Below are 25,176 nucleotides of genomic sequence, written 5' to 3' on the forward strand. Positions count from 1 at the left end.
CCCGGTCGCGGTCGCCGACACCAATGCCGGCAGCGAGGACAGCACCATCACCGGCACGGTCGCGGGCAACGACAGCGACGTCGATGACGGGGCGGTCCTGACCTATGCGCAGACCGGCGCGGTCGCCGGGCTGACGCTGAACCCGGATGGCAGCTACAGCTTCGATGCCAACCATGCCGCCTACCAGCATCTGGCCCAGGGCGCCACCACCGATGTGGTGGCGAACTACACCGTCACCGACGAGCACGGCGCCACCTCGAGCTCGACGCTGACCATCACGCTGACCGGCACCAACGACGCCCCGGTCGCGGTCGCCGACACCAATGCCGGCAGCGAGGACAGCACCATCACCGGCACGGTCGCGGGCAATGACAGCGACGTCGATGACGGGGCGATCCTGACCTATGCGCAGACCGGCGCGGTCGCCGGGCTGACGCTGAACCCGGATGGCAGCTACAGCCTCGATGCCAGCAATGCCGCCTACCAGCATCTGGCGCAGGGCGCGACCACCGATGTGGTGGCGAACTACACCGTCACCGACGAGCATGGCGCCACCTCGGGTGCAACGCTGACCATCACCCTGACCGGCACCAACGACGCGCCGGACGTCCATCTCGTCGCAACGGGAACGCCCGACACCGCGACCGCGACCCTGACCGAGACCAATGCCGGCCTCACCATCAGCGGGACGCTGACGGTGACCGATGCGGACCTGTCGGACACGGTGAGCTCGTCGGTAACTGCCGTGGTCGCTTCGGGCAGCACGGCGGGGCTTGGGCTGACCAATGCCCAACTGCTGGCGATGCTCGGCGTGGCGCCGGCATCCGGCCTGGCGGCGGATCCGACTGATACCCACAACCTGACCTGGACGTTCAACTCCGGAACGCAGGCGTTCGACTATCTGGCCGCCGGCCAGTCGCTGACGCTGACCTATACGGTCCAGAGCACCGACAACAACGCGGCGTCGGATACCCAGTCGGTGACGGTGACCGTCACCGGCACCAACGACGCGCCGGACGTCCATCTCGTCGCAACGGGAACGCCCGACACCGCGACCGCGACCCTGACCGAGACCAATGCCGGCCTCACCATCAGCGGGACGCTGACGGTGACCGATGCGGACCTGTCGGACACGGTGAGCTCGTCGGTAAATGCCGTGGTCGCTTCGGGCACCACGACGGGGCTTGGGCTGACCAACGCCCAGCTGCTGGCGATGCTCGGCGTGGCGCCGGCATCCGGCCTGGTGGCGGATCCGACTGATACCCACAACCTGACCTGGACATTCAACTCCGGAACGCAGGCGTTCGACTATCTGGCCGCCGGCCAGTCGCTGACGCTGACCTACACGGTCCAGAGCACCGACAACAACGCGGCGTCGGATACCCAGTCGGTGACGGTGACCGTCACCGGAACCAACGACGCCCCGGTGGCTGTGAACGACACCAGCGCCAGCGCGGGCGCCACCGCGGCGACCGAGAAGGGCGGCACGGCCAACGGCTCGGGCGGCAACAACGCGACCGGCAACGTCATCACCAATGACACGGATGTCGACAGCGGCAGCCTGACGGTGACTGCGATCCGCACTGGCGGCACCGAAGGTGCCGGCACCGCGGGCTCGCTGGGTGTTGGCCTGGTTGGCGCGCATGGCACGCTGACGATTGCCGCCGATGGCAGCTACACCTACGTCGTCAACGAAACCGACGCTGCGGTGCAGGCGCTCAATACCAGTGGCACGATCACCGATAGCTTCAATTACACCGTCAGCGACGGCAGCCTGACTGACACCGCGGTGGTGACGGTCACCATCAACGGCGCCAACGATGCGCCGGTGAATACGGTGCCCGGTACGCAGGAGGCGGTGCAAAATACCAATGTGACATTCAATGGCGCCAAACTCATCTCAATCTCGGACGTTGACGTAGGCGCTGGGACCGAGACAGTGACGCTGTCGGTCGCGCACGGCACGCTGACGCTATCGGGTACAACCGGCCTCTCGTTCACCACCGGCGACGGTACGACCGACGCGACCATGACCTTCTCCGGCACGGGCGCGAACATCAACAACGCCTTGAATGGTCTTCTCTACAATCCAACCGACACTTTGGTCGGCGCCGATACTTTGACGATCACGACGACGGATCAGGGTGGATTGAGCGATAGCGACACCGTTACCATCAATGAGGAAAGCCCTAACCCAGGGACCATGACGACGAGTCCGACCGACGTCATCTTCTACGCCAGCGGCACGAATACGGTAAATGCCACCAATCTGACCTTGAACGGTACAGATAGCATCACCGGCGGAACCGGCACAGACACGCTCATCGTCACTGGCGGCTCCCCTGGACCATTCACATTTGGGAATGGCGTGGGAGACCTCTTTCTAACAAATTTTGAAGTTCTGAAACTGGTCGACACCAACAGCGGAAATCATACCGATAACGTAACGTTCCTTTCGACTTTCCAAAATAATGGAACACTGACCGTCGACGCGACTGGTATCGGTGGCAATGGAAAGCTCAATTTGGATGCAAGCGCAGTCACGTCCGGAGCTTTCATTGTTGTCGGCGGAGACAGTGACGACACTCTCAAGACTGGCTCGGGCGACGACACCCTCACCGGCGGCTTGGGTAACGATACCATTACCGGTGGTGCCGGCAACGACACGTTCAACGTCAATTCTGGCACTGACAGCATCACCGATCTTTCAGGGAATGATGTCCTTGTCGTAAGCGCAGGGGCCACGGCCAACGCCACCGTCACGGCAGCCTTTACGGTCACGTCATCGACCAGCAACGCTGGTACGGCAAACTTGAGCAGCAACGGCTTTGCCGCTGACCTGAGCGCGGCGACCGGCGCCAACGGCTTTACGGTCACCAATACCGGCGCAGCGGCGGCCATCACCGGTTCAGCACAGAATGACACGCTGATCGGCGGCTCCGGAAATGACACGCTCGCCGGCGGCTCGGGCGCCGACAGCATTACCGGAGGCAGCGGCGCTGATACAATGACCGGCGGAGCTGGTAGCGACACGTTTGTCATTAACAGCGGACAATCTCTCGGCACCGTTGGGGGCACCGGCGATGCCGGCACGATTTCCGGCTATGACGTGATCAACGACTTCGCCACGACCGGCACCAACGACATCCTTGATCTTCCGGTCACCAACGTGACGGCCAATACTGCCGGCACTAACGGCACTGACTCCACGTTGACCATTTCCGGTCAGACGGTGAAATCGCATGCCATCACGAACGGCGTCATCACATTCGATGATGCCAATGCCTTCGCGTCAGCACTAACCCTGACGTCCGCCGCTAACGTCGCAGCCGTAGTGCAGTACCTTCACAACAACGATATAGCCACCGGCACCGGCGCAGCGGTTGCTTTTGTCGCGAACATCGCCGGAACTGCTCATAGCTATGTTTTTGAGCAGGTCGGCACAACTCCGAACGCCGCTAACGACATCCTGGTCGATCTCGTAGGGGTCACCCTGACCAACATCAATCAGGCTCATCTCGCTCCCGCAGGCATTGCCGGCGAAGCCATCAACCTTGGACTGACAAACCCGCCGGATCACGTTGGCACGGTCAGCATCAGCATCAGTGGCATTCCGGCGGGTTGGACGCTGAGCGAGGGCACCGACAACGGCGATGGGACCTGGTCGGTGCAGACAAACGACGTCACCGCGCTCTCTATCACCACGCTTGATGACTACGCGGGCGCGGTGTCGCTGCATATATCGGAAACTTGGACTGATTCTACGGGCGGCACCGAGTTGGCCATGATCGCCGACAACGTCGAAGCCTATGGACGCGGCTCCCCAATCTTCGCGCTCTCAGGCGACGATAACCTAACCGGCTCGACCGGCCGCGACTTGTTCGTGTTCTCCCAGCCGATCGGGCATGACGTGATCTACAGCTTCGACGCCGCCTCGGATCAGATCGATCTGATCGGCTACGCCAACTTTACCGGTTTCGGCGATATCCAGTCGCATATGACCAACGACGCTGCCGGCAACGCGGTGCTCACGCTCGCCGATGGTCAGTCGATCACGTTGAATGGGGTCGATGCCGACTCGCTCACGGCTGATGACTTCGTGTTCGATCAAACGCCGGTCACGGAGAATGCCGGCCACATCGTGATCAGTGACGGGGCGATCCTGCCGCTCTCCGGCATCATCGACAACACCGGCACGATTGAGTTGAACTCAACCGGAAGCGAGGCCGATCTACAGCTGATCGAGTTCGGCATCACCCTGCTGGGCGGTGGCCACGTTGACCTTACGGACAGCAGCGAGAACGTGATCACCGGAACGGTCTCGGACGTCACACTCACGAACGTGGACAATATCATCGCCGGCGCGGGACACCTCGGGGATGGCGTGATGACCCTCGTCAACGAGGGCACCATTATCGCTACCGGCACCAATTCTCTCGACATTGATACCGGGACCAACGCCATCACCAACTCCGGAACCCTCGAGGCCACCGGCGCCGGCGGGCTTGTCATTCACAGCGACGTCATCAATACGGGCATGTTGTGGGCCAACGACGGCAACGTCACGATCGACGGCAACGTCAGCGGCAACGGTTCAGCGCTGATCAGCGGGACCGCGACGCTGGAGTTTGCTCATGCTTCGGCGGAAAATACCACGTTTGCGACAGGCGCAACCGGAACCCTTATCCTTGGCGATTCGTTCAATTTCTCAGGAACCGTGTCCGGGATGACCGCAGACGATCATATTGATCTTCTCGACTTCAGCTTCGCCAACGCGCCGACGCTGAATTACACCCCCAACGCCGACAGCAGCGGTGGGACTCTGAGCATCGCCGACGGATCCCATACCGCCAACATTGCTTTGTTGGGTAGCTTTGATCCCACCGGCTTCCAGATTGAGGCAGATAAGACGACGGGAACGTTGGTCAGCTACCACGATTTCCATCTGGCCTAAAAGCGGGTCAATCGCGATCTTCGAAGGAGCACATCCTCATCGCGTATATCTTGGAGCGTAATGCCAACTATTCGCCCGGCTGCTTGCTTCAACCACTTCCGCACGGTGTCCACGTCCAAGACAATGCCGTGCTTGGCGAGGTTGTCGGCAATTTCCTGCGGCACAGGGCTGCAGCTCAGTTTTGGATCATGTTTGTAGCTATCGAGCGCCAACCCGATCACGAGCTGTCGCGCTCTTTGGCTCCGAGCGGTTTTTCCGCTGGCTGGCTTGCCTGCCGTAGTTCCAGTTCGCGTATCCGGGTTTGTCGTGTCGCCTGGGCCCTATCCTTTGCCCCAACGATCTCCTGCCAGATCTTTTCCTCGTGAGCGACATTCGCCATACATTGTCTTCCAGTCGGCAATTCGATCTTTATGTTGAAGATATGCACGAGGTCGGCCGCCCTCCCCGCCCGAAGGCGAACCTGGAGCGCCTGCTGGAGCGGCGTCCCGAGGGCGTGTTCGTCAATGCCTTCGAGATCGGGCTTATGAAACGGGCCGCTGCCGCCATTGGGGCAAGGTGAAGAACCGGTCTCACTCATCGATTGGTCGCGCGTTGGCTTAATTCCGAGTCTAGCATAGCATTGTACGCTTCATGTCTCCGAGAATGCGGACTTTATGATGCGCCTGCAAAAGCTCTCGTTTGATGATTGGCTGGATCACACGTTTGGACGCGAGGTCCGCTTTCAGCAATTACCTTGGTACTTCGATCCCGAACATGATTGGTGGGACCCGCCACCAGCAGAAGCTGTGTCTTATCTCACGCGACTGTTTGAAGACCCGGAGACCGCATTACAGGGATTTGCCGACAGCCAAATCGCACAAGGCTTAACTTACCTCGCAAATACGAGCGCAAGCGGCGATAGCAGATGGCTATGTTCAACTGATGTGCCGATCAAAGACCGTGTCCGCTGCGTGAAGTCTGTCGCAGAATTATTTGCGAAATTGTTCGAGCCGCGGTGCACTCCCAGCTTGTCTCACCTGGGCGAAGCCGATGCGGGGACACTAAACTGTGTCTGCTATATGTGGTGGGATGTGTTTCCGAGCTTGGCTCTTGCCAATGATCCGGACCTGCCAACTCTCCACGATTGCGCGCTGTGTACGATGGAGCGGATCCTTCACCTCAACTCGATTGCTTGTCGGGAGAGCGCTCTGCACGGGTTGGGACACTGGCAACGAGACTACAGTGAGAAGGTGACCCAAATCATCGATCGCTTTTGCGAGGCGCATTCTAGAGCTGACCTTCGGCTTTTGGCCTATGCTCAATCCGCCCGCTGCGGATGCGTGCTGTGATCATTGAAACGGTGTCCGGCGTACATGGCGGAGCCGATATCGGGCTAAAAGTTACGATGAGCCGGTTCACTCACGGCCCGCCAAACGGCTTTGGTCTCTCCAGCGGGACGAAAGCGCTCAGATGGGCTGGGTATGTCGACGCGCCGCCGCCTATGGTCGTGCCGGTGCTGATGCTCAAGTAGACGTCCTTCACCCCCTTGGGCGTTTCCAGCAGAATCCAGTTCTTGCTCACATCGCCTATGCCGATAGTCGTAAAGCGCATCGACTTGCCGAACTGCGAACAGGAGATTGGCTTTTCAGTCGTAAACGAGTTCCAGGGGCCATGCAGGGTACCCGATCTACCGCCAGTCTTCGGAAGGCTTAACCCAAAGCCCAGGCCGACCGCCGCATAGACGTAGGTGCACTTCAAATTGTTTTCCGTGTCCCATATGGAGAACAAGGCGCTGGCAAACGCAATCCCGGCTCCAGCCCTGCCCTTCACGATGCGCTTGATGGCCGCTCTCGCGGCGAACGAGATCGAACCGTCGACCTCAAGCAGCATGGCTATCTTGAAATTTCGACTGACTTTTGGCTTCGGCGGAACTGGTCGCGGCAAGTCTGGCTTTATGATCGGTTCGAAATAGACCTTCGGGAGCACCCAAAGGACCACTGATCTATCGCTGTCTTCGTCCAGCCTGTGATTTGCCGCCTGCGTATTGCCGATGGCGTGCGTCTGCATTTGCTCCGGGTGGATGCCCATCTCGGACAGAGACCGCGCGACTGTAATCACGCGGTTGGCCGACGTCGTCATATTCCAATCGGCCGCACCGATCCGGCTCGCGGAACCCGTCATCCAGATCTGACCGGCGTCGTCCTCGAGTAGGGGTACCACTTTGCTCTTCAGAAATTCGGAATGCTCTTTCTTCAAGCCCCGAAACTGGTAGCCGGCAAAGTCATCGAAATCGAAATTCCAGAGCCGCGCGTGCAGAACCCCCACTCCTGAAAAATCCAGATCGACGTCAACCCTGCCCGGACCAGTTTTGTGAAACATGTCTCTTCGACCTGCAGTCAACAGATAGCAACTCGTCGGCGATCGGCCGGACGGCGCAGGACCGCCTTGTTTTTAGTGCGGGCAAGAGAAGATAAGTTCATGAAATCGGCAGCTACAACGAAGGTTGTGATCTTCTTCCCATTTCGATCTGGCGCCGAAGCAGTGTGCGCTGTGCAACGCGACATCATTGTCGCGATCGGAGCAGCGACGACCTAGGAGGAGTCGCGGTAGGACAGGCCGTGGAACTCGTACAGCACGACGACTTCGCGGAATTTCCCTAGACTTGGAAGCCCTTACCCAACCGCTGTCAAAACGGCAGCTAAACGTCTGAACTGGAGCGAAGAGGTTCTCGCGAACAGGAACCCGGCGTCGTTTCCTCGAGCTACTCTCACTAAGGCTGTCGCTACCATGCGCGAAACGCAATCATTCAATTGCTTTTCGATTTCCGACAAGGGGCTCGCCAAGAGCTCCGCCTACGAGGTCTGGCGCGATGGAACTTGCCGTAAGTCCGGCCGCCTCGACGTCGGGTTGGGAGCATACGACTGCGCCGATTGCTACAATGCAATCGTTTGGCTGAATTCAGTTGAGACCGCCTCGTGCAGAGGACGTTCGGATCGTTTCGCGCGCACGCGCGATCTGCAGGACGACGGAGGCGACGACTTCTGCGGTCGGCCGACGACTTACCCGCCAAATCGCTTGACCAGCTTTGAGCCTTTGGCTGCATCGATCTGCTGGCCAGTCAAGTCGGAGCCAGCGCTCAATCCTATCGTCATGAGGTTCTTGACGCGCTGCGCCGCCTGCTTCTCATTGGAATAATCGATCTCGACGTGATCAAGGCTCATCAGATGACCAAGCTCGTGAGCCCAGGCACGTCCATTGGCGTGGTCATTGCCATACCACTGGACGAAGCTTGCCGGCTCGGGTTCGCTATTGGGGTATGAGCCTCCGCCAGCGGATAGATTTTCAATCGAATTGACGAGGTAGATGTGGACGGCATTGTCCGGATCGTGCCGAGAGGTAAGAACACCCAGCAATCGCTGATCATTGCTGCGTGCGCTCTTTGCCATGTCGAGCGGCTTCTCCATCAAGCAATCGCTGATCACGAACGCGATCTTGGCCTTTGACCAGATCGTATTGACCACGTCGAGCGCCTTCTTGGCCGTGTCGCTGCTCCATTGCCTGGGCTCAACGACCCCTCTCTCGGCAAATGGCGTGATGTAAATCCTCAAGGGAATAGGCATTAGTTTCTCCGAAGTTCGGAATTTACGATTGTATCTCCGCGCGCTGTCCTCCGCAATTCGGAGGACCGGTTTCATTTCGACTCTACCGAAGGAACAATGTCCGGGGGACATGACCCCGATGGAGATTCACCGCGCCGGCTACACCGACATCCAAGAAGACGCCGATCTCGTGTTTCACCGTCGGGCACCGGCAGTATAGACAGGGCGAGCCGGCTATTTGCCGCGGGCTACCGCGTCTGTTTGCTTATCGACGCTCAGTTTGCTCGACGCGTCGGATCAGGCGACGTCGGGCTCGATGAGGCTCAAGCTCGTCATCGGATCGTCCTGCGCTCGAAGATCGAGCGCTCCGGCGGGAACTTTGAAGATGACGGTCTTCACTTGGGGAGATTACGTGTACAAGGGCCACAAGAACGTCCTCTCTCACGGAGGATCAGCTTCTGGAGAACTTCTACGGCTTCGTGGCCGCCAAGCCATAGCTCGATGGACGCGAATTCTTGGCAAAGTCCATCACTGCCCGAAGCCGAACTGACGGCCTTGCTCCGCGCTGCTGACCTGAATGCAAGCTGCGACCGAGACCGTCGATCCGCGAGCCCGTCCTTGGACTTCACGTCCCCTCGATCGCCGTCAGCGGAACTTTCGTTTGAGCCACGCCAGAGCCTTCTGGTGCGCTGCCGCGAGCAGGCCAGCAGGAATATAATAACTGTTTTATATCAATATCTTATACCGAGGTCGCACGACAGCACAACATTGGCGGGCGCCGATCATCCACATGAATCGGCGCACAACGCCCGGCCGCAATAATCCTCCGCACCTTTTGAACGCCTCCGCATTTCAAAACAACAGATAGGAATGGATCGGGCTCGAGATCGGTACTGTATGCAGCAGCCGCCAGTAGCGTACGAATTCAGGAATTGTTTCTTACGCGGCCGTCCTCGCGACGTAACCATTCTACGGGCATAGGTTGGGTGTTCGCCATGAGATTGTACAGGCACCTCTGGGTTTGTCTTCTTCTCGCCGCTTCGCTGTTCCTGGCCTCTCAGCCAGCCTGGGCGACAAAGCGCGTGGCTTTGGTGGTCGGCAATTCCAGCTATCAAAACGCCCCACTGCTTCCAAACCCGGCCAATGACGCTGCGGCCATCGCCGCGACCTTGAAGGGCGCAGGTTTCGATGTGGTTGACTCAAGGCTCAACCTCGCCGCGACCGACATGCGGCGGGCCCTGAGAGAATTCGCCGATCAGGCCCGCAATGCCGACATTGCCTTGGTGTACTATGCTGGCCACGGTATCGAGATCGACGGAACGAACTATCTGATCCCGACAGACGCCAGACTCGAGCGTGACACGGATATCTATGACGAAGCATTCTCGCTCGACCGTGTCCTGCTGGCGATCGAGCCTGCGAGGCAGCTGCGCGTTGTGATCGTCGACGCGTGCCGCAACAATCCGTTTGCCGACTCAATGAAGCGTACAGTTGCCTCGCGATCAATCAGCCGCGGGCTGGCCAGGGTCGAACCTGCCGTCTCCAACACGCTGATCGCGTTTGCCGCGAAAGCCGGACTAACCGCACTGGATGGCAACAGCAAGAATAGTCCGTACGCGACGGCTCTCGTGAAGTATATTGCAAAGCCGGGGCTCGACTTGCGCAGGGCTTTCGGCTTCGTCCGCGACGATGTCTTGCAAGCCACGGGCAACCGACAGGAGCCCTATGTCTACGGCTCGCTGGGCGGCGAAGATGTTGCACTTGTTCCGGCTGCCAAGGCCGAGGAGCCGATACAAGCAGCCAACCCGCAGTCGGAAATTCGTCGCGATTACGAATTGGCCTTGCAGCTCCGCAACAAGCCCGCTCTGAACGCGTTCCTGACCCAGCATCCGGACGGATACTACTCAAATCTGGCCAAGCTGCAGCTTAATCAGCTCGAGGCCGAGGACGCACGCGTCGCGGCGACGGCGAAAGCGCAGCAGGCCGAGCAGCAACAAGCTCGCCTGATGTCCCAGGGCGCCCAGCGTGCCGAACAGGAGAAGGCGGCCGCGGATCTGAAGGCTGCGGAAGAGGCCCGGATTGCCGCCGAGAGGACGAAGCAAGCGGCGCTGGAGCAGGCCACCGAGGCGGAACGGAAACGGACTGCATCCGAATCTACAATCGTCGCTGCACTCTCCGGGAATAAGCCGGCCGTTGAGAGTACCGTCGCGGATAACCCCACGGCCGCTGCGCCCGGTGAGGACAGCAAGACGCCCAAGCTTGCGGCACTGAGCGACGAGCCGCGCCAGACCGATATCGCAAGAGCCGATATCGCCAAGTCCGTACAAGGCGAATTGAGCCGCGTCGGCTGCTTCGCCGGCCCCGTCGATGGCCAATGGAATGCGGCCTCACAGCGCTCGTTGGCTCTCTTCAACCGGCACGCAGGCACCAAACTGGACGTCAAGCTTGCAAGTCTGGATGCTCTTGACGCGATCAAGCTTAGGCCATCGCGGGTCTGCCCGCTGATCTGCGATCGCGGCTACAGGCCCGACGGCGACCAGTGCAGCAAAATCACCTGTGCCGAGGGCTCGTTCCTCAACGGCGACAATGAATGCGAGAAGCAGCGCGGGAAGAAGCCGGTTGCCAAGAGCAATACGGATGACCGTCCGTCGCGCGCGGATCGTTCGGCCCGCCAGAGTCGGCAGCCGACAGCGGACGTTCCGCCGCGACAGGCGAGCCCGAAGCCGCAGGCGGATGGTGCCAAGCGCAGCGCATCAGGCGCCGGCGGACAGATCTACTGCAATGACCTCTTGTGCCGCCCCGTCAAGCGCGGCTGCCATCTCGAATATCGCGGCGGAGGTGGCCCCTACGCCAATCCCAATGCCGAGGTCTGCAACTAGCGCGGCGAGACGCTACGCCGGCGGCGTCAGGAAGCTATCGGGACGCCGGATTATCTCGAGTGCGCCGAGCCGCTGAGCCTAACCTCGGCTCGGTCGACGACCTTGTGTCTGACTTGGCCGAAGCGGAGCGACCTGCGTGGTGGCGTGTGAGCTCGAGCAGAAGGACGCCAACGCCTTTCCAGGGGTGACGCTCTTCACGAAGCGGCAGGCGCCCGGCATGAAGCCGACGGCGGTTTATCTTCCGCCAAAGCACCCAACAGCCGCCACCAAGTTCGATGTCGTGATCTGGCTTCACGGCTTCTACGTCAAAAACCATGAGTTCCTGTTCCACAACGATCCAGCGCGACTGCGCGAACAAGTCCGGGATTCCGGCAAGGACGTGGTGCTTATCGCGCCGTTCCTGGGCTACGAATATGCCGTTGGCGACACCTTTGCCGGAAACTACAGCGTGTCTGACCTGGCAACCGCGAACTGGGGCGAACGCTATCTCGAGGAGATTCTTGGAGCTCTTGCCAGGTTCCTGGGTCTCTCCTCGACGTCCATTCCTCAGCTCCAGATCGGCAAGCTCATCATTGCATGCCACTCCGGCGGTGGTAACGGCATGCGCAATCTCGTCGGGAGCCTTGGAAAGTATCAGGGGAAGCTGACGGCTTGTTGGGGATTTGACTGCCTCTACGGTGCCAATGCGCGGCCCGACGATGCGACCTTCTGGTACCAGTGGCTGTCTGGACAGAGCGGCCGCGCGCTCGAGATCGTGTATGGTCCATCAACTCTCCCGCAATCGGTGAAGCTGGACCTGATCGGGCGCGGGCTGGCGACGGCCGATGGCAATCAAGCGCAGCCACAACGCCCTGCTCTCAAGAACCTTAGCGTAAGGGTCGGTCATTACGACCTGTTCCCGGCATTTGGCCAGATGGTCAGGGTCAACGACCTGGACCCGGCTTACGTGGATCGCTTCATGATACCGCAGGTCGCTGACCAGCCGCGTCTGCACCACAAGCCGGCGCCACAGCGCGGGGAATTCCTTCAGGGCGCGATTTCCAACGTTCGCAGCGCTTTTCCCTTTCCAAAGGACATTCATTACATGATCGCCCGGGGCGGCTTCTTCAGTCGGCTGAGCAAGCTTTAGCCTTCACAGGCCTTGGCCTTGCCGGGCTCACTTGATGGAATAGGATTTGACGTCGAACGACCAATTATTCGTCACCAGCTTTCCGCTGCCGCTGTCCGGCACACGCAGCTCACTGGTCCAGGCCGTTAGATAGCTCAGCGCCTCGGCCTGATCTTGTAGCTTGCGCGGCAAGTCCGGCAAATCGAGCAACTGCACCCGCCGCTCGCTCAGGATGGCGATCATTACTGCTGACCCAGTCGGCGGTGAGACGACATATTCAAAACCACGCTGCCGAGCCGCCGGGGTTGGAACGACGAATTCGACGCCGGGCTTGACGAGATTGATGTCGCGTCCGTCCGACTGCGCCAATAGCTCGGGAGTCGGAAAGATCTGGGACATCCGCCCTTCCGCGTCGACGTCGACGAGAATGAGATATCCCGGCTTCCTCGCGGTGACGCCGAACGTGACCTTGCCGCCGAGGTTGACGGTCTGACCCGGCAGGATCTGAAGGGACACCCTCGCGATATTGGCCGGCCTGCGCGCCGCTTGTACGGGCCAAAGCCAGGGTGCATACGTCGTGCCGACATTCAGCGATGCCGACGGCAACGGTGCTGCGGACGAAGCTCCGCTACTCGCCAGCAGCAGCAGGAATGCGAGCCATGGTCGCTCCCGGCGGATCGGCTGCGATGACGGCATGGCCTGCTCTCCCTAAAAGTCAGGGAGCACTGAAGAAGCCGATCGAGGCGATCCGCGCGTCCGCAGGCAAGTACCGCTCGAGGCTCTTGATCACCTGCCCCGAAGCGCGGCGTCGGTTGAGCTGCATCAGGACTGTCTCAAGATCGACCATGCGTTGCTGCGAGGTCACTGCAACGATCTGTTCCGCACCGAACGGCTCGCCGACCCTGAGCGGTAGGCGCAAACTCGCCGATCGGGCCAGTGCAGCATCGGAACCCACCGGATACAACAATTGGATGGTGCCATCGCCAGACACATTGAACAGCAACACCGCTCTTGACCCCACATCAGACAGATCAACTTCGACCGTCTGGCCAGCACGCTGTTGGCGATCGTCCGGCCAGATGCGCATGATCTGCGGCGACCGGGTCGCAATGCGCTTCAGTTCACGAATTGCCGCTGTCCGGTCAACGACCGTCGGCAGGCTGGCAACGTCGATCCCGTAGGCGACTACGTCGCCCCACGCGATCACGTCGTGCGACACGGGATCCCAGATCAGGTCGGGATTGTCCGTCGGTTGAACAGCTTGCACGGGAACATCCTTTGGCACCACGCTCGCAAAATAGTTCGTCTTGCCGTCGAGCGCCGCCAGCCGGATTGGCGCAGCGAGACGGAGGGGGGCCGGCGCGTCGCCGGTCGGAAGTTCCTTGGTCGTTGCCGCGGCAAGGGTGGGAATGTTTGGTGCCTTGGCCGTGACAGCCGGCGGCGCGGGCGCTTGTCCCTCGACGGGCGCCCCGGATCCGGCCGGGCCGGAGGCCGCTCTCGCGGCCGGCCCCTGAATCAGCACGACACCGCGCGTCAATTCGAAGGCGATGTCGGTATCCGGCGTCTGAGGCGGCGATGATATGGTCACAATGTTCTGGCGCTGGTCCGAGAGCTGATAGACCACCTGGCGAACATTGCTGAAGAGCTCCTTGAGCGTCACCTTCCCATCGTGATTGATGTCCGCGCTCCCCTCCACCGCCCGCGCGACTGCATAGCTGAGAGCCCCGCGCAGGCCATCGATGCCAGGGATGCGGACTTCCGGCGCCTTGGTGTAGCGGTCCACCGCAGCCAGGAACGCCGTGTGGTCAAGATCGAGTTCTGACTTCGGATCGTTGCTGTCCGACACCGGCTTCAGTTCGTCAACCAGCAACGTGTAACGCGGGACCTGCCGGAAGCTCATCTCAGCGGCACGCGGATCGATATCGCGCACCATACCGCCGCCGTGGCAGGTATCAGCCACGAAGATCACCTTCGCTCCGCGAAGCTCGAACTGCCGGATGAAATGGTTGAACTCACTGCCCAGAACACGCTCAACGGACCCGGTTGGCGTGGTTTCAAAGCCTGGCAGCAGGAACACGTTTTCCATCCCGTCCGGCTCCGAGCCCTTGACGCGCTCCGGCTCCTGGGTTCCATGACCTGCGATCGACAGAAAGATGAGGTCGTTGTTCTTGGTCCGCTCCACCAGTGAACCGATCTCGCGCAAGACGCTTGCCCTGTCGGCCTGTGCGTTAGTCAGTACGACGACGTCGCCAACCCCCATGCTCTTCAAGCTGGTCACGATGTCAGTGGCGTCGGCGACCGCGCCCTTCAATTTCCGCACGTGCTGATAGTCATCGATCCCGATCACGAGCGCGCGCACCGCCGCCCCGTCCGGATTGCTGATCGACAATCCTCCTGCCGCATGCGCCTGCGGGGATATCAGCCCGATCAACGCAGCGAGCCCGATGGTGGCGCATAGCCGCTTGATCCCGCAATCAAGTTCCCTGGGCATCCGCATCGTGATCCACCTCGACTTCCTTCCTATCCATTCTGTAGCGCCAGCGACACACCGGGTTCAGCGCCTTTTGCTTGCCGTCTTGCGGCCTGCCTGCGGTTCGGCCTCTTGATAGGCGCTCGCTGAGACTGTCGCCTGGTCATCCGCGAACGCCCGAAAGCGGACCGGAACGTAGCCACGCGAAAGCAGGCTCGCCAACGGGTAGACGTTGCGGCAGACGCGGCCGTTGCAGCCACCGGTCGAGGATTCCATCACCTCGGCCTTGCGATCGGGCGTGAACCGCAGGAACAACATGACGTGCGAGCCCGGCTTGTTCAGCGCATCGCCGGGCCTCAGGTCCCAGGGATTTGCCACGGGGGCTGCGATCGCAGGAATAGCGGCAGTCGTGTAGTGGACGGAAAGTCCCCACGCGGCGCTGACGAATGCCGAACAGTCGACGCCAGCAACATCCGGCCGTGGCGCATTGCGAGTGCACACATTGCCAGCCAGCGTTCCGCTCTCGATCCGCTGACGGAAGTTCGCGAGCGATCCGTGGCAGCCCCAGCAATAAGGTACGCCGCGCACCTCCTGGTTCACTTTTCCCTGCAGATACCACGGCCGACGAACACGGCTGAAGCCGCTGCATTGGCTGTCGGGATCGCTGCCGTAGTTGGCCTGCGTCAGCTTCCACTGGATGCCCTCGAACGCAAACGCGGTCTCGATCGCCTGCTGGCGATTGGACGGTCTCACGGCGGCCGACGCGTCAAATTTGACGTCGGATCGCGGTGCCGGCGCGGCTGCCGTTCGCGACGGCCGCACGTCGATAATCGAAGCGTTGGTCAGAGGCCTGAAGCCGACGCCAACCACTTCAATGCCGTCCGGCTTGGTCCGCAGGAAATAGACATCGCCATCGCCCGAAACCGTTACGAACCGCCGGGTCAGCGGCGTATTTTCCAAAGGAAGCTCATAGATTCCTTCGAGACGGCCGTTCGCAGCATAGCGTGCGACGAACGTGGAGGCGTTCTTTCCCGATGGCGGAACGTCCTCGGCAAGCACGTAGAAGCGGTCGCCGTTGTCGATCTCAAGAAACTCCACCGTTCCGAGCTGGTTGCGCACCCGCAGGCTTAGCTGTCCGATCGTCTCGTTGGTGACCATGGTCTGGATCTCGACCCTTACGCTGGCATTGCCCTTGTCCGGAATGATATCGGCGATCACCGAGCCCTTACTTCGAGAAGCCACATATTGCCGGTCGGGCTGCCGCGTCGTCGTGACGATGGCCGCGCGGGTATTCTGGTCGAGCAAGTCGGCCGCGCTGCCGGGCGCCTGCGATCCCATCTGGGCGAAAGCGGAGACGGCGAGCTGATCGTCCGCGCCACGGCTCGAGACCTCCTCAAGCTGGATCACGTCGCCACCGATTCCGCGCGTGGACTGCCCTGGCGCCGCCTTCAGCGTCCGTACGCCGCCGTCCCAAACCATGATGTCGTCGTTGTGGACTACAAGATCGGTCGGCTGGACGTCCTTCGGCATCTTGAGGACATCAGGATCTGAATTCGGCTGTTTCGGGTCAAACTGCAGGATGCGACCGTTGACCTGATCGAGCACAAACAGGTTGCCCTGCCCGTCGGCGCTGAGTGCTTGTGGTCCCGCGAGTTCCACGTCCTGGCTGGCCGGAACGATGCCGACCATGGAAGCAGCCAAACCGCTGGCAAAGCTGCGGACGACAGTATCGTCGGCATGCGCCTTGGTTCCGAAAATGCCAGCGCCAACGATGAAGACCCAGATCCAACGATTTGGACGAAGCATGTTCGCCTCAATGTACCCCGAACCGATCGCGGCGTCGGATCGACTAATCCGAGATGCCGTTAATGCGGCGCGTCAATTAGTGGTGAGCAATCTCAATCACGTTCAATTCTATCACTTGACGGTGATAGTCCGAATTTCCTTCAGCTTGCGGTGCAAAACATGGCCCGGAACAGATTTGAGAAGGTGAGCGAAGTTCAGCCCGACGCGATCACGCTGGTCCTGAAACGCGACAATGACGGCGCCTGCGGATCAATCGTGCTACCGGCCGCCGCGAGCCGGGGACGGCTGACCACCGACCAGATCAGCGCGCAATTGCCGGCTCAGGATGCTTTTCGCGGCGCGATCCGGCTGGCAAATGACGTAAAGCTGGCGCTGGTGGTGTGCGATCCAGACGGGGTCTGGAAGTCCGAGTGGGGCGATCTTTATCAGCCGATCGATTGACCCGCATCGGATGGAACCAGCATATGTTGCGACGCCGCATGGAGACTAGCTTGCCGAACGGAGCCTGCATCCGACCGTCGTTCCGGATACGGGCCTTGACGGTCGCGCTGCTGGTTGCGACGGGCTGGCCGGCACGCGCCAACGACTCGGCTGCGGAATTGTCGATCGGCGGGCTCCAGATCGTGCGCACCAATGACGTGGCCATGGAGAGCGAGATCCTTAGTATCGGGCTCGACAGAATCAGTGTTCGCTACCAATTCGCCAACGTCACTGCCAAGCCGGTCACGCTTACTGTTGCCTTTCCGCTGCCCGACATCGACCTGTCGGAGGCTGAGAACATTGCACTGCCTTCAAATGATCCGATCAACTTCGTCGACTTCGAGACCAGGGTCGACGGCAGCCCGGCGCCGCTGACCGTCGATCAGCGCGCCATGGTTGGCAACAGGGATGTCAGTGCCCTGCTCCGCGAACTCAAGCTGCCGCTGCTGCCGATTGGTGGCCGCGAGATCCGGGTGAGCGACCTGCCCGCGGCGACTCGGACCCGGCTCGTGGACGACGGACTTATGATGCCTGCCGGAATGAGCGACAACGGTCGCCAGCAGTATGCGCCAGGTTGGATTATCAAGACCTCGGCTGTACGCCAGCAGGTGTTTCCGCCCATGCGCACCGTCACGGTCGAACACCAGTACCGGCCGAGCGTCGGCTCCAGTCCTGACACCATCCTGCGCCCGAGCCTACGCCGCAGCAGCGCACTGGGTCAGCAAGTCGCCCGTTACCGGAAAGAATACTGCGTCCAGGATACGTTCCTCGCCGAGCTTGACAAGCGCGCGGGCAGTAACCAGACCAACAGCGCGAACCTGCAGGAGAGGCGCATATCATACGTGCTCAAGACCGGCGCGAATTGGGCCGGGCCGATCCGGTCGTTCAAACTGACTATCGACCCAGGCGGCAACGACCGCTTGGTGAGCTTCTGTCCTGGGCGGCTCAAGGCATCGTCTGCTACCGGAAACACGCTTGAATATACGGCAAACAACTTCAAGCCGGATGCCGACCTGAAAATCCTGGTGATCGGAACATTCTGAGCGTGTCGGTCAATTGGTGAGCAGCACGTAGCGCGCGGCCGCGATGATAGTCACCTTGTTGCGCTGAGCCTCGCTCAGCGCCTGGAGGAAGAACGTATCGGCAGCTATCGGTCGCGGCTGGCGCAATGAGTCCAGAACCTGCGGAACCGCCACGACCAACAGCAATTGCGGACCGCTCGCGCGCGCTGTCGGGAGCGTAAACGAAAGCGCGTCGATGCCCGGCTTCAGAAGATAAGACAGGCTCTGGACTTCGCCGCGATCCGACACCATGAGCAGCTCGACCACGCGGTTGGCAAAGTTCTCAATGGTCCCATTGAGGGCTTCACCACCCTTCAGCTCTGTCGCTGACAGGGTGATGCGTGGCATTCGCGCCTGATCGCTCCCGACCTGACTCAAGAACTTGACGGCTGGGCATTGCGCCTGGGTCACTTGCCTGACGCCGATCGAAGCCTCGAAACCCTGCTCACGCCGAAACGCTTTGTCGAAGGTGTCGAATGGGGCGGTCGAGGCACCGAACCCTTCGATGACAGCGGCATTTGGGCTCACGGCAATCGGCAAGACAAAGAAGCAGTCACCGCCAGAATATTGGGCCACGTATTTGCGGATGCGCTCAGCTCGCGCCGCGCCATCGAGTGCCGGAGACGGCGTCGCCGTCGGCTGCGCGGACAACTTCTCCGGCTCTTGGCGCCCGGGCTGTGGTCCAGCGGGCTCGACCTTCGGCGGCGCTATTGTTCCAGCGAGTTTTGGAGGTGGCGGCAAGACCACGGTGCCGGGCGCTGACCAGACCAGCTTGTAGAAGGCATATCCACCACCGCCGACCAGCAGTAACAGAGCCGCCACGCCCGCCCCCAGCCAGCGGCCGCGCGGACTCCGCGCGGTCGACGGCATCCTGTCCTGCGGCACCGACGCCGCGCCTTCCGGCCGCTGCAGCGGATCGAAGCCATATAACGGCGCGGCCGGCGTCTGCACCAAACCGGTCGGCTTCCAGCTGGCGACCTCTCCCATGGTCGGGCGCAATGCCGGATCAGGCTGCAGCATCCGCTCCAGCAAAGGCCGGATGCGCATATCCACCGCACCGAGATCGGGCACACGCCGGCGCTTCTCCACCAGTTGAAACTGGCTGCCACCCATGTCGAGCTTCTGTCCGGTCAGCGCGTGAAACAGCACAAGACCGAGGCTGTAGACATCGGATTTCGCAGTCACGTCATTGCCGTACAACCCTACCTGTTCCGGCGATGCGTAGTTGTCCTTGCCAGCGAAGCCCGAGCCGATGATGGTCTTGTCACCCATCTGGGTCGACCGGGCTATGCCGAAGTCGATGATCTTAGCCCGCCTGACGTCGTCGAGCGGAACAATGATGTTGTCCGGAGAAACGTCGCGATGGATGATGCCGTGCTCATGGGCAGCCTCCAGTCCCGATGCGACGCGCAGCATCAGCTTGATCAGCGCCTCGAAAGTCAACGGTCCATCGTCGAGCATGTTCGAGAGCGAGCGGCCATTCACGAACTCCATCGCGAGATACGGTCGCTGCAGCACCGGCTCCACCGTAAACAGGAAGTAGCGAACGATCGCGTCATGCGGAAGATTGTGGAGTGCCGCGGCCTCTCGACGGAACAGCGCGAGCGCCGCCTCGTTATCGACCATGTCGGGCAATAGCATTTTCACGGCAACAGGCGATCCAGTCTGGATCTCTCGGCATTTGTAGACCTCACCCATGCCGCCCGCGCCGATCACCGCTTCGATCTCGTAGATGCCGTTGAGACGGGTGCCGGGGGGCACACCCTGATAGGACGGTCGGAACGGATCGTTCGGGGTCATGGTTGCGGCTCGCGATTAAGCGGAGATCTTGTCGCCTCCTGAGATCGCGGCGTCAGCAGTCGCACGATCACAATCGTTACGTTGTCAAGCCCGCCACGATCAAGAGCCAGCGCGAGCATGTCATCGCAAGCTGCCTGGGCGCGTCGCGTAGCCGCGTGCTGCAGGATCTCGTCGTCCCGCACGTGCCTGGTCAGGCCATCGCTGCAGATCACGAAGACATCCTCCGGCTCGGCCGGGCCTGTTACCACCTCAAATTCCGGATCATCGGCGACACCGACGGCGCGAGTAATGGCATTGCTCGGCCAATCATTCACGTCTTCGCGCGACAGCGCACCTTCGGCGATCAGTTCCTCCAGTTCGCTGTGATCATGCGACACTTGGCTAATTGCGCCACGACTGATCAAGTAAACCCGGCTGTCACCCGCCCATATGCAGGCATAGTAGCTATCGCGAACGAGCAGAACCGCCGCTGTAGTCCCGACGGTGGCCCCCTGTCGTTCATGACTAAGCGCCAGTATCTGCTGGTTTGCGCTGAATAGCCGCTCCTCGCATTCCGCCAGCAGGTCTGCGGCTGATTCTGGCGTGCCGATCGCGTCAAGCGACTGCACTACAATGCGACTGGCGAGATCGCCGGCCTCGTGACCACCCATACCGTCGGCGACGGCCCACAGGCCAACGTCGGTTCGTACCAAACATGAATCCTCGTTCCGCTCCCGCACCCTTCCGGCATGGGTAACGCTACCAACATCGAACAAGGATGGAGTATGCACCATCGTGCGTCATCCATTCCCGGATGCCGCGAGGCCGGGATCACCGGTCAGCAGCGTAATGTAGTGAAACGGATCTGGTAATCCGCGGCAACTCAGCGCCATTGGCGGAAAGCCTTCCCCTCCGGCGGTCCACCAGAAGCTAGCCGCGGCGTAGACCTGTGGGTTGGCGGCGCAAAGTGCTGCAAACGCCCCCGCGAAAGCGTCGACCGCCGAAGCCCTCCCCATTGCCGCAGTACCAAGCGACTTGATCGGCGGACCGCTGGCGATGGTCTCCTGCAGTCGTGGCACCGCAAGCCGGTCCAATCCATCGGAGATCTGCTCGAAGGTCGCGGCCCGATCCAGGGTCGAAAGCAGGAACGCCTCCACTTGCCCGAACCATTCGTCCTGCGGATCAATGCTCGGCGGCGGCAGCGAGACGGCCTCGCCGGTCACGGCATGCAGGGTCAAGGGATAGTATCGCCCCACCCCGTCGAGCGAGGGCATAATCGCCCCCGCCACCGTCGTTCCGCAGATTGCGGCACCGAGCCAAAACCGCCAGACCGGCGCGGTCAGAAAGGCCTGCTGCCATCCTGGGCCAAGCTGGTGGCGACTTGCCGACAGCGCAGCCTGTACCCACGGCTCCCAGGCTTCCAGGAAGCTGCGCGGGGTTGCGATCGCGATGAAATCGCGCTTCGCACCGATTTTGCCGAATAACCCGCAACGCATGGTCATATCCCGGTCGGGCAACGAAACTCACGCAGCACTGACAGGTTCAGCGGGTTGCGCAACGATCCAGTCGAAATTTGATAGCTGAGCTCGCGCCCGGCGACGATGAAAGTCGCGCTGGCCGTTTCCGCTTTCACCACTAACGAGCCCGCCTCCAGCATCCGAAACAACGACCAGGGACCAATGCGCTCAAGCACAGATGGCGGGCCGGTGTCGTTGCTGACTGAAATTGCCGTTCGCGGCGCGGGACCCGGCCATAGGACGGTCGTTGGCGAGTTGCTCTGTGGCTGTGGCGGCGGCGTAGGTTGCGGACCGCCGAACAAGGATGAGGTCGCTGGACCAGGTGTGGTTGGGCTTGTAATTGTGGTGCCGCCGATCTCGGTCTTGACGGTCACGCCTGGCCCGGCTGCCCCAGGCGGCCGGATCGCGAACGATACCGCCGGCACACCGCCGCCGGTCTGGAAGAAGGCGTCGCGGATATAGGCCGCATTTTGGAATTGCTTGAGCGTATCCGGCGAGAACGACCGACCAACGGGGCTCTCCTTTCGCCAAACCCAGTCCGATCGCGACGTGTCGGCATAAGGTGCCAGATACTGGGTGAAGAACTTGTCCATAACGCCGTTCGGACTGAACAATTTGGCAAAATCCGCCAGCGGGACTTCCTGGCTGCTGCTGCGGATAAACGGGTAGCGGTTGGTCACGGTCTGTTGGCAGACCGGCGTGACCTGATCGCGCAACGTTTGAAGGATTTGCCCGGCGGTTGAAGCCGCAATGCTGCCTTCGAACTCCGCGGCTGCTGCTCGCAGCATGTCGGAGAATGGCGGCGGCATGCGCGAGGCATTGTTGCGGAGCGCTGCGACCTGGGTCTGAAGCGCAGCTGTGGCCTGTGCGGTCAGTTGGGGATTCTCGATGATCAGCGTCAGGTTCTGCGCGATGTCGTTCAGGTTCGCGACGGTCGAGTCGATCGGCCGGCGGGTGCTCTCGCCTTCGAGCGCCGCGTGGTAAGGTTTGAACTGCGCCTCGATCGTCGCGCCAGGCGGTCCATCCTGGGCATTCGTGAAGAGTGCTGGCGCCGGTGCAGCAGCTGGCGCCGAAGCGCTCGCCGCCGGCTTCGCCCGTTCCTTGGTTAGCACCGTCTCGTCGCGCACCGATTCCAGAATTTGCCGCATCGGCGAGGTCGGCGCCGAAAGCGCCCGCAGCACCTCATATTTCGGCTTGTCGGCGAGCAGCTTCTTCAGACGCAGGCTCCCGAGCGCCATTCGCCAGGTCGTCACGAAATCGTTGGAATAGATGCTGAGCAGATCGCCGGCCAGATTGTCGTACTGCTGGTCGATGGCCGACTGCTGGCCGGCATCCCCCAAAACCCATCGCTCCCGCTTCATCCGCTCAGACAATCCGGACAGCCGGGCAACGAACTTCTGATGGAAGCCGTTATACGTGAAGAACTCGGGTACCCGCACGGCGTCCAAAGGCTGCCCCGTCGTGGTTTCGAACACGACACCCATGTCGGGTCCGCCATGGCGGCTGGCGATCCAGTCGCCAGCGGTCGATGCGCGAGCCTCCGATTTCAGAAACTCGTAGGCACGTTGCGACACGCTCAGGCGCGCCAAGGAGCTCTGGGCCTGCTTGATCAACCGGCCGTCGAGTTCGACCAGCGGCTGCTGTTCGGTCTCGAGGTCGAACATTGCCACGAGGTTCTCGTCGAGAAGACGCCGCCCTTCCGCGTTGGTGGCGCCAGGATAGAGGTTGTCCGCCCAGTCACGTTGCATCCAGGAGCGGATCAACTCGCGGTCCGGCGACTGCAGGCCGCCGACCATCAGATAGACCTTGAGCGCCTCGTAGACGAAGGCAGGCTCGTTTATGCGCGCATTGAGCTGCTCCTCCAGGCGATACAGCAGGCGCGGCCGGAACATGCGCTCAAGCGCCGTATGATAGGCCGCCTTCGAGGGCGACAGCAGCCGGGCGTGCTGACTGAGCCCGTAGCGAGCCGACAAAGGCACCGACTCGCCGCGCGATCCGTAGCCTGCCGGGGCGTTGCGCAGCCGGTAGAGTAGCGGCAGCACCTTGTCTAGATCATGATCAGCAATCAGCGTCTGTTTGATAAGTGGTGCGCCGGCGGCTGCATACTCGCTATCGGCCTGCAGGCTTTGCTCAATCAAATCGGAGTTCCGCTTGTAGCTCGTCAGCCAGGCTGCGATCAGTCCGATCGAGACCAGGCCGATCAATGACAGGGCCGCGGTTTTCAGGATCAACGCGCGGCGCACCGCGGCACGGTCGGTCGAGACCCAGTCGGCTTCGCCGATGATGACTTTGGAAATCAGATCGGCGAGGAAAAAGCTCTTGCCCGTGCCCGAATAGGATCCGGGACCGACCTCCTCAGCGCCGAACGTACGTGCCAGCGACCCGATCAATTGGTCGATCGGAGTGCCCTGCTGCGTACCCGAGGTAAAGTAGAAACCGCGCAGGTTCGCGTTCACGTGATAGCGCGTCGGCTCGAAGATCAGGTTGAGGAAATCGTGGATCTGCGGCTTGAGCCGCGCCATCTGTGCCGGAAAGCCGAACAATTGCACGCGGTGCTGGGGCGTCGGCTCGTCCTGCAGACGGTCGAGCGTCTCCTCGCTCAGGCGCTCCAGCAGACGGTCGAACTCGACCGGGATCTGCCCCACCAGATTCTGGGTCTTGTCGGCGGTCTGGAACGTGGCGCCCCAGACCTGGCGGCGGCCGGCATCCCCGAGATAGGCGAAATACTCGGTGAAGCCGGCAACGAGATCGGCCTTGGTAAATAGCGCGTAGACCGGGAAGCTGACCTTGAGCCTCTGATGCAGCTCGAGCAGGCGCATCCTGATGGCATCGGCGTGAAGTGCGAGCTCCTGCTTCGGCAGCGTTAGAATGTCTTCGATACTGATGGCGACAAGCACGCCGTTGATCGGCTGGCGTGATCGGCTTTTCTTCAGGATGTCCAGGAACGCCAGCCAGCTGTCCTTGTCGGCCTTGCTATTGGAGTCCTGGGTGGTGTAGCGGCCGGCGGTATCGATCAGCACCGCCTCCTCGGTAAACCACCAATCGCAGTAGCGGGTCCCGCCGACCCCCGCGATCGCCGCGGGCGTCGCCCCGCGCGCGAGCGGAAATTTGAGCCCGGAATTGACCAGCGCCGTGGTCTTGCCGGCGCCGGGCGGACCGATGATGACGTACCACGGCAGATCGTAGAGAAAGCCCGATTTGTTGCCGCTGGCGGTCTTCAGGGTCGCGAGCGCATCCTTCATGCGCTCCTTGAGCACCGGTTCATCGCTGACGGGCTGGTCCGCACCAGCGATGCCATCGGCAATCTCCTTGGCACCCTTGCGCCGCTTGAACAGATTGAGGCCAACGATGCCTGCCACGATCGTGGTGAGCAGCAGAATAGCGATCTGCCGGACGATATGGTTCTCCAGCGGCCGCCAATCGCCGAACGCAATGAAGGGACCGGCGAAATAGATCACCGCTCCGAGCGAGCTGAGCCCGACTCCGTAGAGAACGATGCGAAGAATGTCCTTGGCAAGCATCTAACCGTACCTGTCGCAAACCA

General features: G+C 61.2%; 16 protein-coding genes. 6 read left to right on the forward strand and 10 right to left on the reverse strand.

All coding sequences use genetic code 11. The features are described 5' to 3' along the window. Nucleotides 1-4,954: VCBS domain-containing protein (locus XI08_RS00005; RefSeq protein ID WP_271572824.1), on the forward strand; the 4,954-nt coding region annotated here is incomplete at its 5' end. Between the two features lie 217 nt (nt 4,955-5,171). Here XI08_RS00005 and XI08_RS00010 read toward each other — a convergent pair. Further along, nucleotides 5,172-5,531, reverse strand: coding sequence for a hypothetical protein (locus XI08_RS00010; protein ID WP_271572825.1), 360 nt, complete (start codon nt 5,529-5,531; stop codon nt 5,172-5,174). A gap of 79 nt (nt 5,532-5,610) precedes the next feature. On the opposite strand from XI08_RS00010, the gene XI08_RS00015 reads away from it, so the two are divergent. Beyond that, a complete protein-coding gene (locus XI08_RS00015) occupies nt 5,611-6,282 on the forward strand; it encodes a hypothetical protein (protein ID WP_271572826.1) in 672 nt (223 codons plus the stop codon). Nucleotides 6,283-6,352: 70 nt separating this feature from the next. Here XI08_RS00015 and XI08_RS00020 read toward each other — a convergent pair whose 3' ends face one another. Together XI08_RS00020 and XI08_RS00025 are read right to left on the reverse strand one after the other, a co-directional pair. After that, nucleotides 6,353-7,312, reverse strand: a complete 960-nt coding sequence (locus XI08_RS00020; protein WP_271572827.1) for a hypothetical protein — start codon at nt 7,310-7,312, stop codon at nt 6,353-6,355. A gap of 680 nt (nt 7,313-7,992) precedes the next feature. Then, on the reverse strand, nt 7,993-8,553 hold the full coding sequence (locus XI08_RS00025) for a hypothetical protein (protein WP_092183599.1): 561 nt from the start codon (nt 8,551-8,553) through the stop codon (nt 7,993-7,995). Between the two features lie 974 nt (nt 8,554-9,527). Here XI08_RS00025 and XI08_RS00030 point away from each other — a divergent pair. Together XI08_RS00030 and XI08_RS00035 are read left to right on the forward strand one after the other, a co-directional pair. Continuing rightward, nucleotides 9,528-11,411 (forward strand): caspase family protein, encoded by a 1,884-nt coding sequence (locus XI08_RS00030; protein ID WP_271572828.1) that lies wholly within the window; start codon nt 9,528-9,530, stop codon nt 11,409-11,411. Between the two features lie 136 nt (nt 11,412-11,547). Next, nucleotides 11,548-12,540, forward strand: coding sequence for a hypothetical protein (locus tag XI08_RS00035; RefSeq protein WP_271572829.1), 993 nt, complete (start codon nt 11,548-11,550; stop codon nt 12,538-12,540). Nucleotides 12,541-12,567: 27 nt separating this feature from the next. On the opposite strand, the gene XI08_RS00040 is transcribed toward XI08_RS00035, so the two are convergent. The 3 genes from XI08_RS00040 to XI08_RS00050 are packed head-to-tail and all read right to left on the reverse strand — an operon-like array spanning nt 12,568 to nt 16,795. Then, a complete protein-coding gene (locus XI08_RS00040; protein ID WP_271572830.1) occupies nt 12,568-13,215 on the reverse strand; it encodes a DUF4384 domain-containing protein in 648 nt (215 codons plus the stop codon). A gap of 19 nt (nt 13,216-13,234) precedes the next feature. Next, nucleotides 13,235-15,016, reverse strand: a complete 1,782-nt coding sequence (locus XI08_RS00045; RefSeq protein ID WP_271572831.1) for a caspase family protein — start codon at nt 15,014-15,016, stop codon at nt 13,235-13,237. A 57-nt stretch (nt 15,017-15,073) separates the two neighbouring features. Next, complete coding sequence (locus XI08_RS00050; RefSeq protein WP_271572832.1) at nt 15,074-16,795, reverse strand: hypothetical protein; 1,722 nt, start codon at nt 16,793-16,795, stop codon at nt 15,074-15,076. A 159-nt stretch (nt 16,796-16,954) separates the two neighbouring features. On the opposite strand from XI08_RS00050, the gene XI08_RS00055 reads away from it, so the two are divergent. Both XI08_RS00055 and XI08_RS00060 read left to right on the forward strand, forming a co-directional pair. After that, on the forward strand, nt 16,955-17,236 hold the full coding sequence (locus XI08_RS00055) for a hypothetical protein (protein WP_271572833.1): 282 nt from the start codon (nt 16,955-16,957) through the stop codon (nt 17,234-17,236). Between the two features lie 23 nt (nt 17,237-17,259). Further along, nucleotides 17,260-18,318, forward strand: coding sequence for a DUF4424 domain-containing protein (locus XI08_RS00060; protein WP_442869740.1), 1,059 nt, complete (start codon nt 17,260-17,262; stop codon nt 18,316-18,318). Between the two features lie 9 nt (nt 18,319-18,327). Here XI08_RS00060 and XI08_RS00065 read toward each other — a convergent pair whose 3' ends face one another. The 4 genes from XI08_RS00065 to tssM are packed head-to-tail and all read right to left on the reverse strand — an operon-like array spanning nt 18,328 to nt 25,153. Further along, the gene (locus XI08_RS00065; protein ID WP_271572835.1) at nt 18,328-20,136 is read right to left on the reverse strand and encodes a serine/threonine-protein kinase; all 1,809 of its coding nucleotides are present in this window, start codon (nt 20,134-20,136) and stop codon (nt 18,328-18,330) included. Next, complete coding sequence (locus XI08_RS00070; RefSeq protein ID WP_135172907.1) at nt 20,133-20,909, reverse strand: PP2C family protein-serine/threonine phosphatase; 777 nt, start codon at nt 20,907-20,909, stop codon at nt 20,133-20,135. The genes XI08_RS00065 and XI08_RS00070 overlap by 4 nt, the downstream gene beginning before the upstream one ends. Before the next feature lie 6 nt (nt 20,910-20,915). Next, nucleotides 20,916-21,617, reverse strand: a complete 702-nt coding sequence (gene tagF / locus XI08_RS00075) for a type VI secretion system-associated protein TagF (protein WP_271572836.1) — start codon at nt 21,615-21,617, stop codon at nt 20,916-20,918. After that, nucleotides 21,614-25,153, reverse strand: a complete 3,540-nt coding sequence (gene tssM / locus XI08_RS00080) for a type VI secretion system membrane subunit TssM (protein ID WP_271572837.1) — start codon at nt 25,151-25,153, stop codon at nt 21,614-21,616. Before tssM ends, tagF begins: the two co-directional genes overlap by 4 nt. Between the last annotated feature and the right edge of the window lie 23 nt (nt 25,154-25,176).

It is taken from the genome of Bradyrhizobium sp. CCBAU 11361 (genome assembly GCF_028128935.1).
GTDB classification, from domain to species: Bacteria; Pseudomonadota; Alphaproteobacteria; order Rhizobiales; family Xanthobacteraceae; genus Bradyrhizobium; species Bradyrhizobium niftali.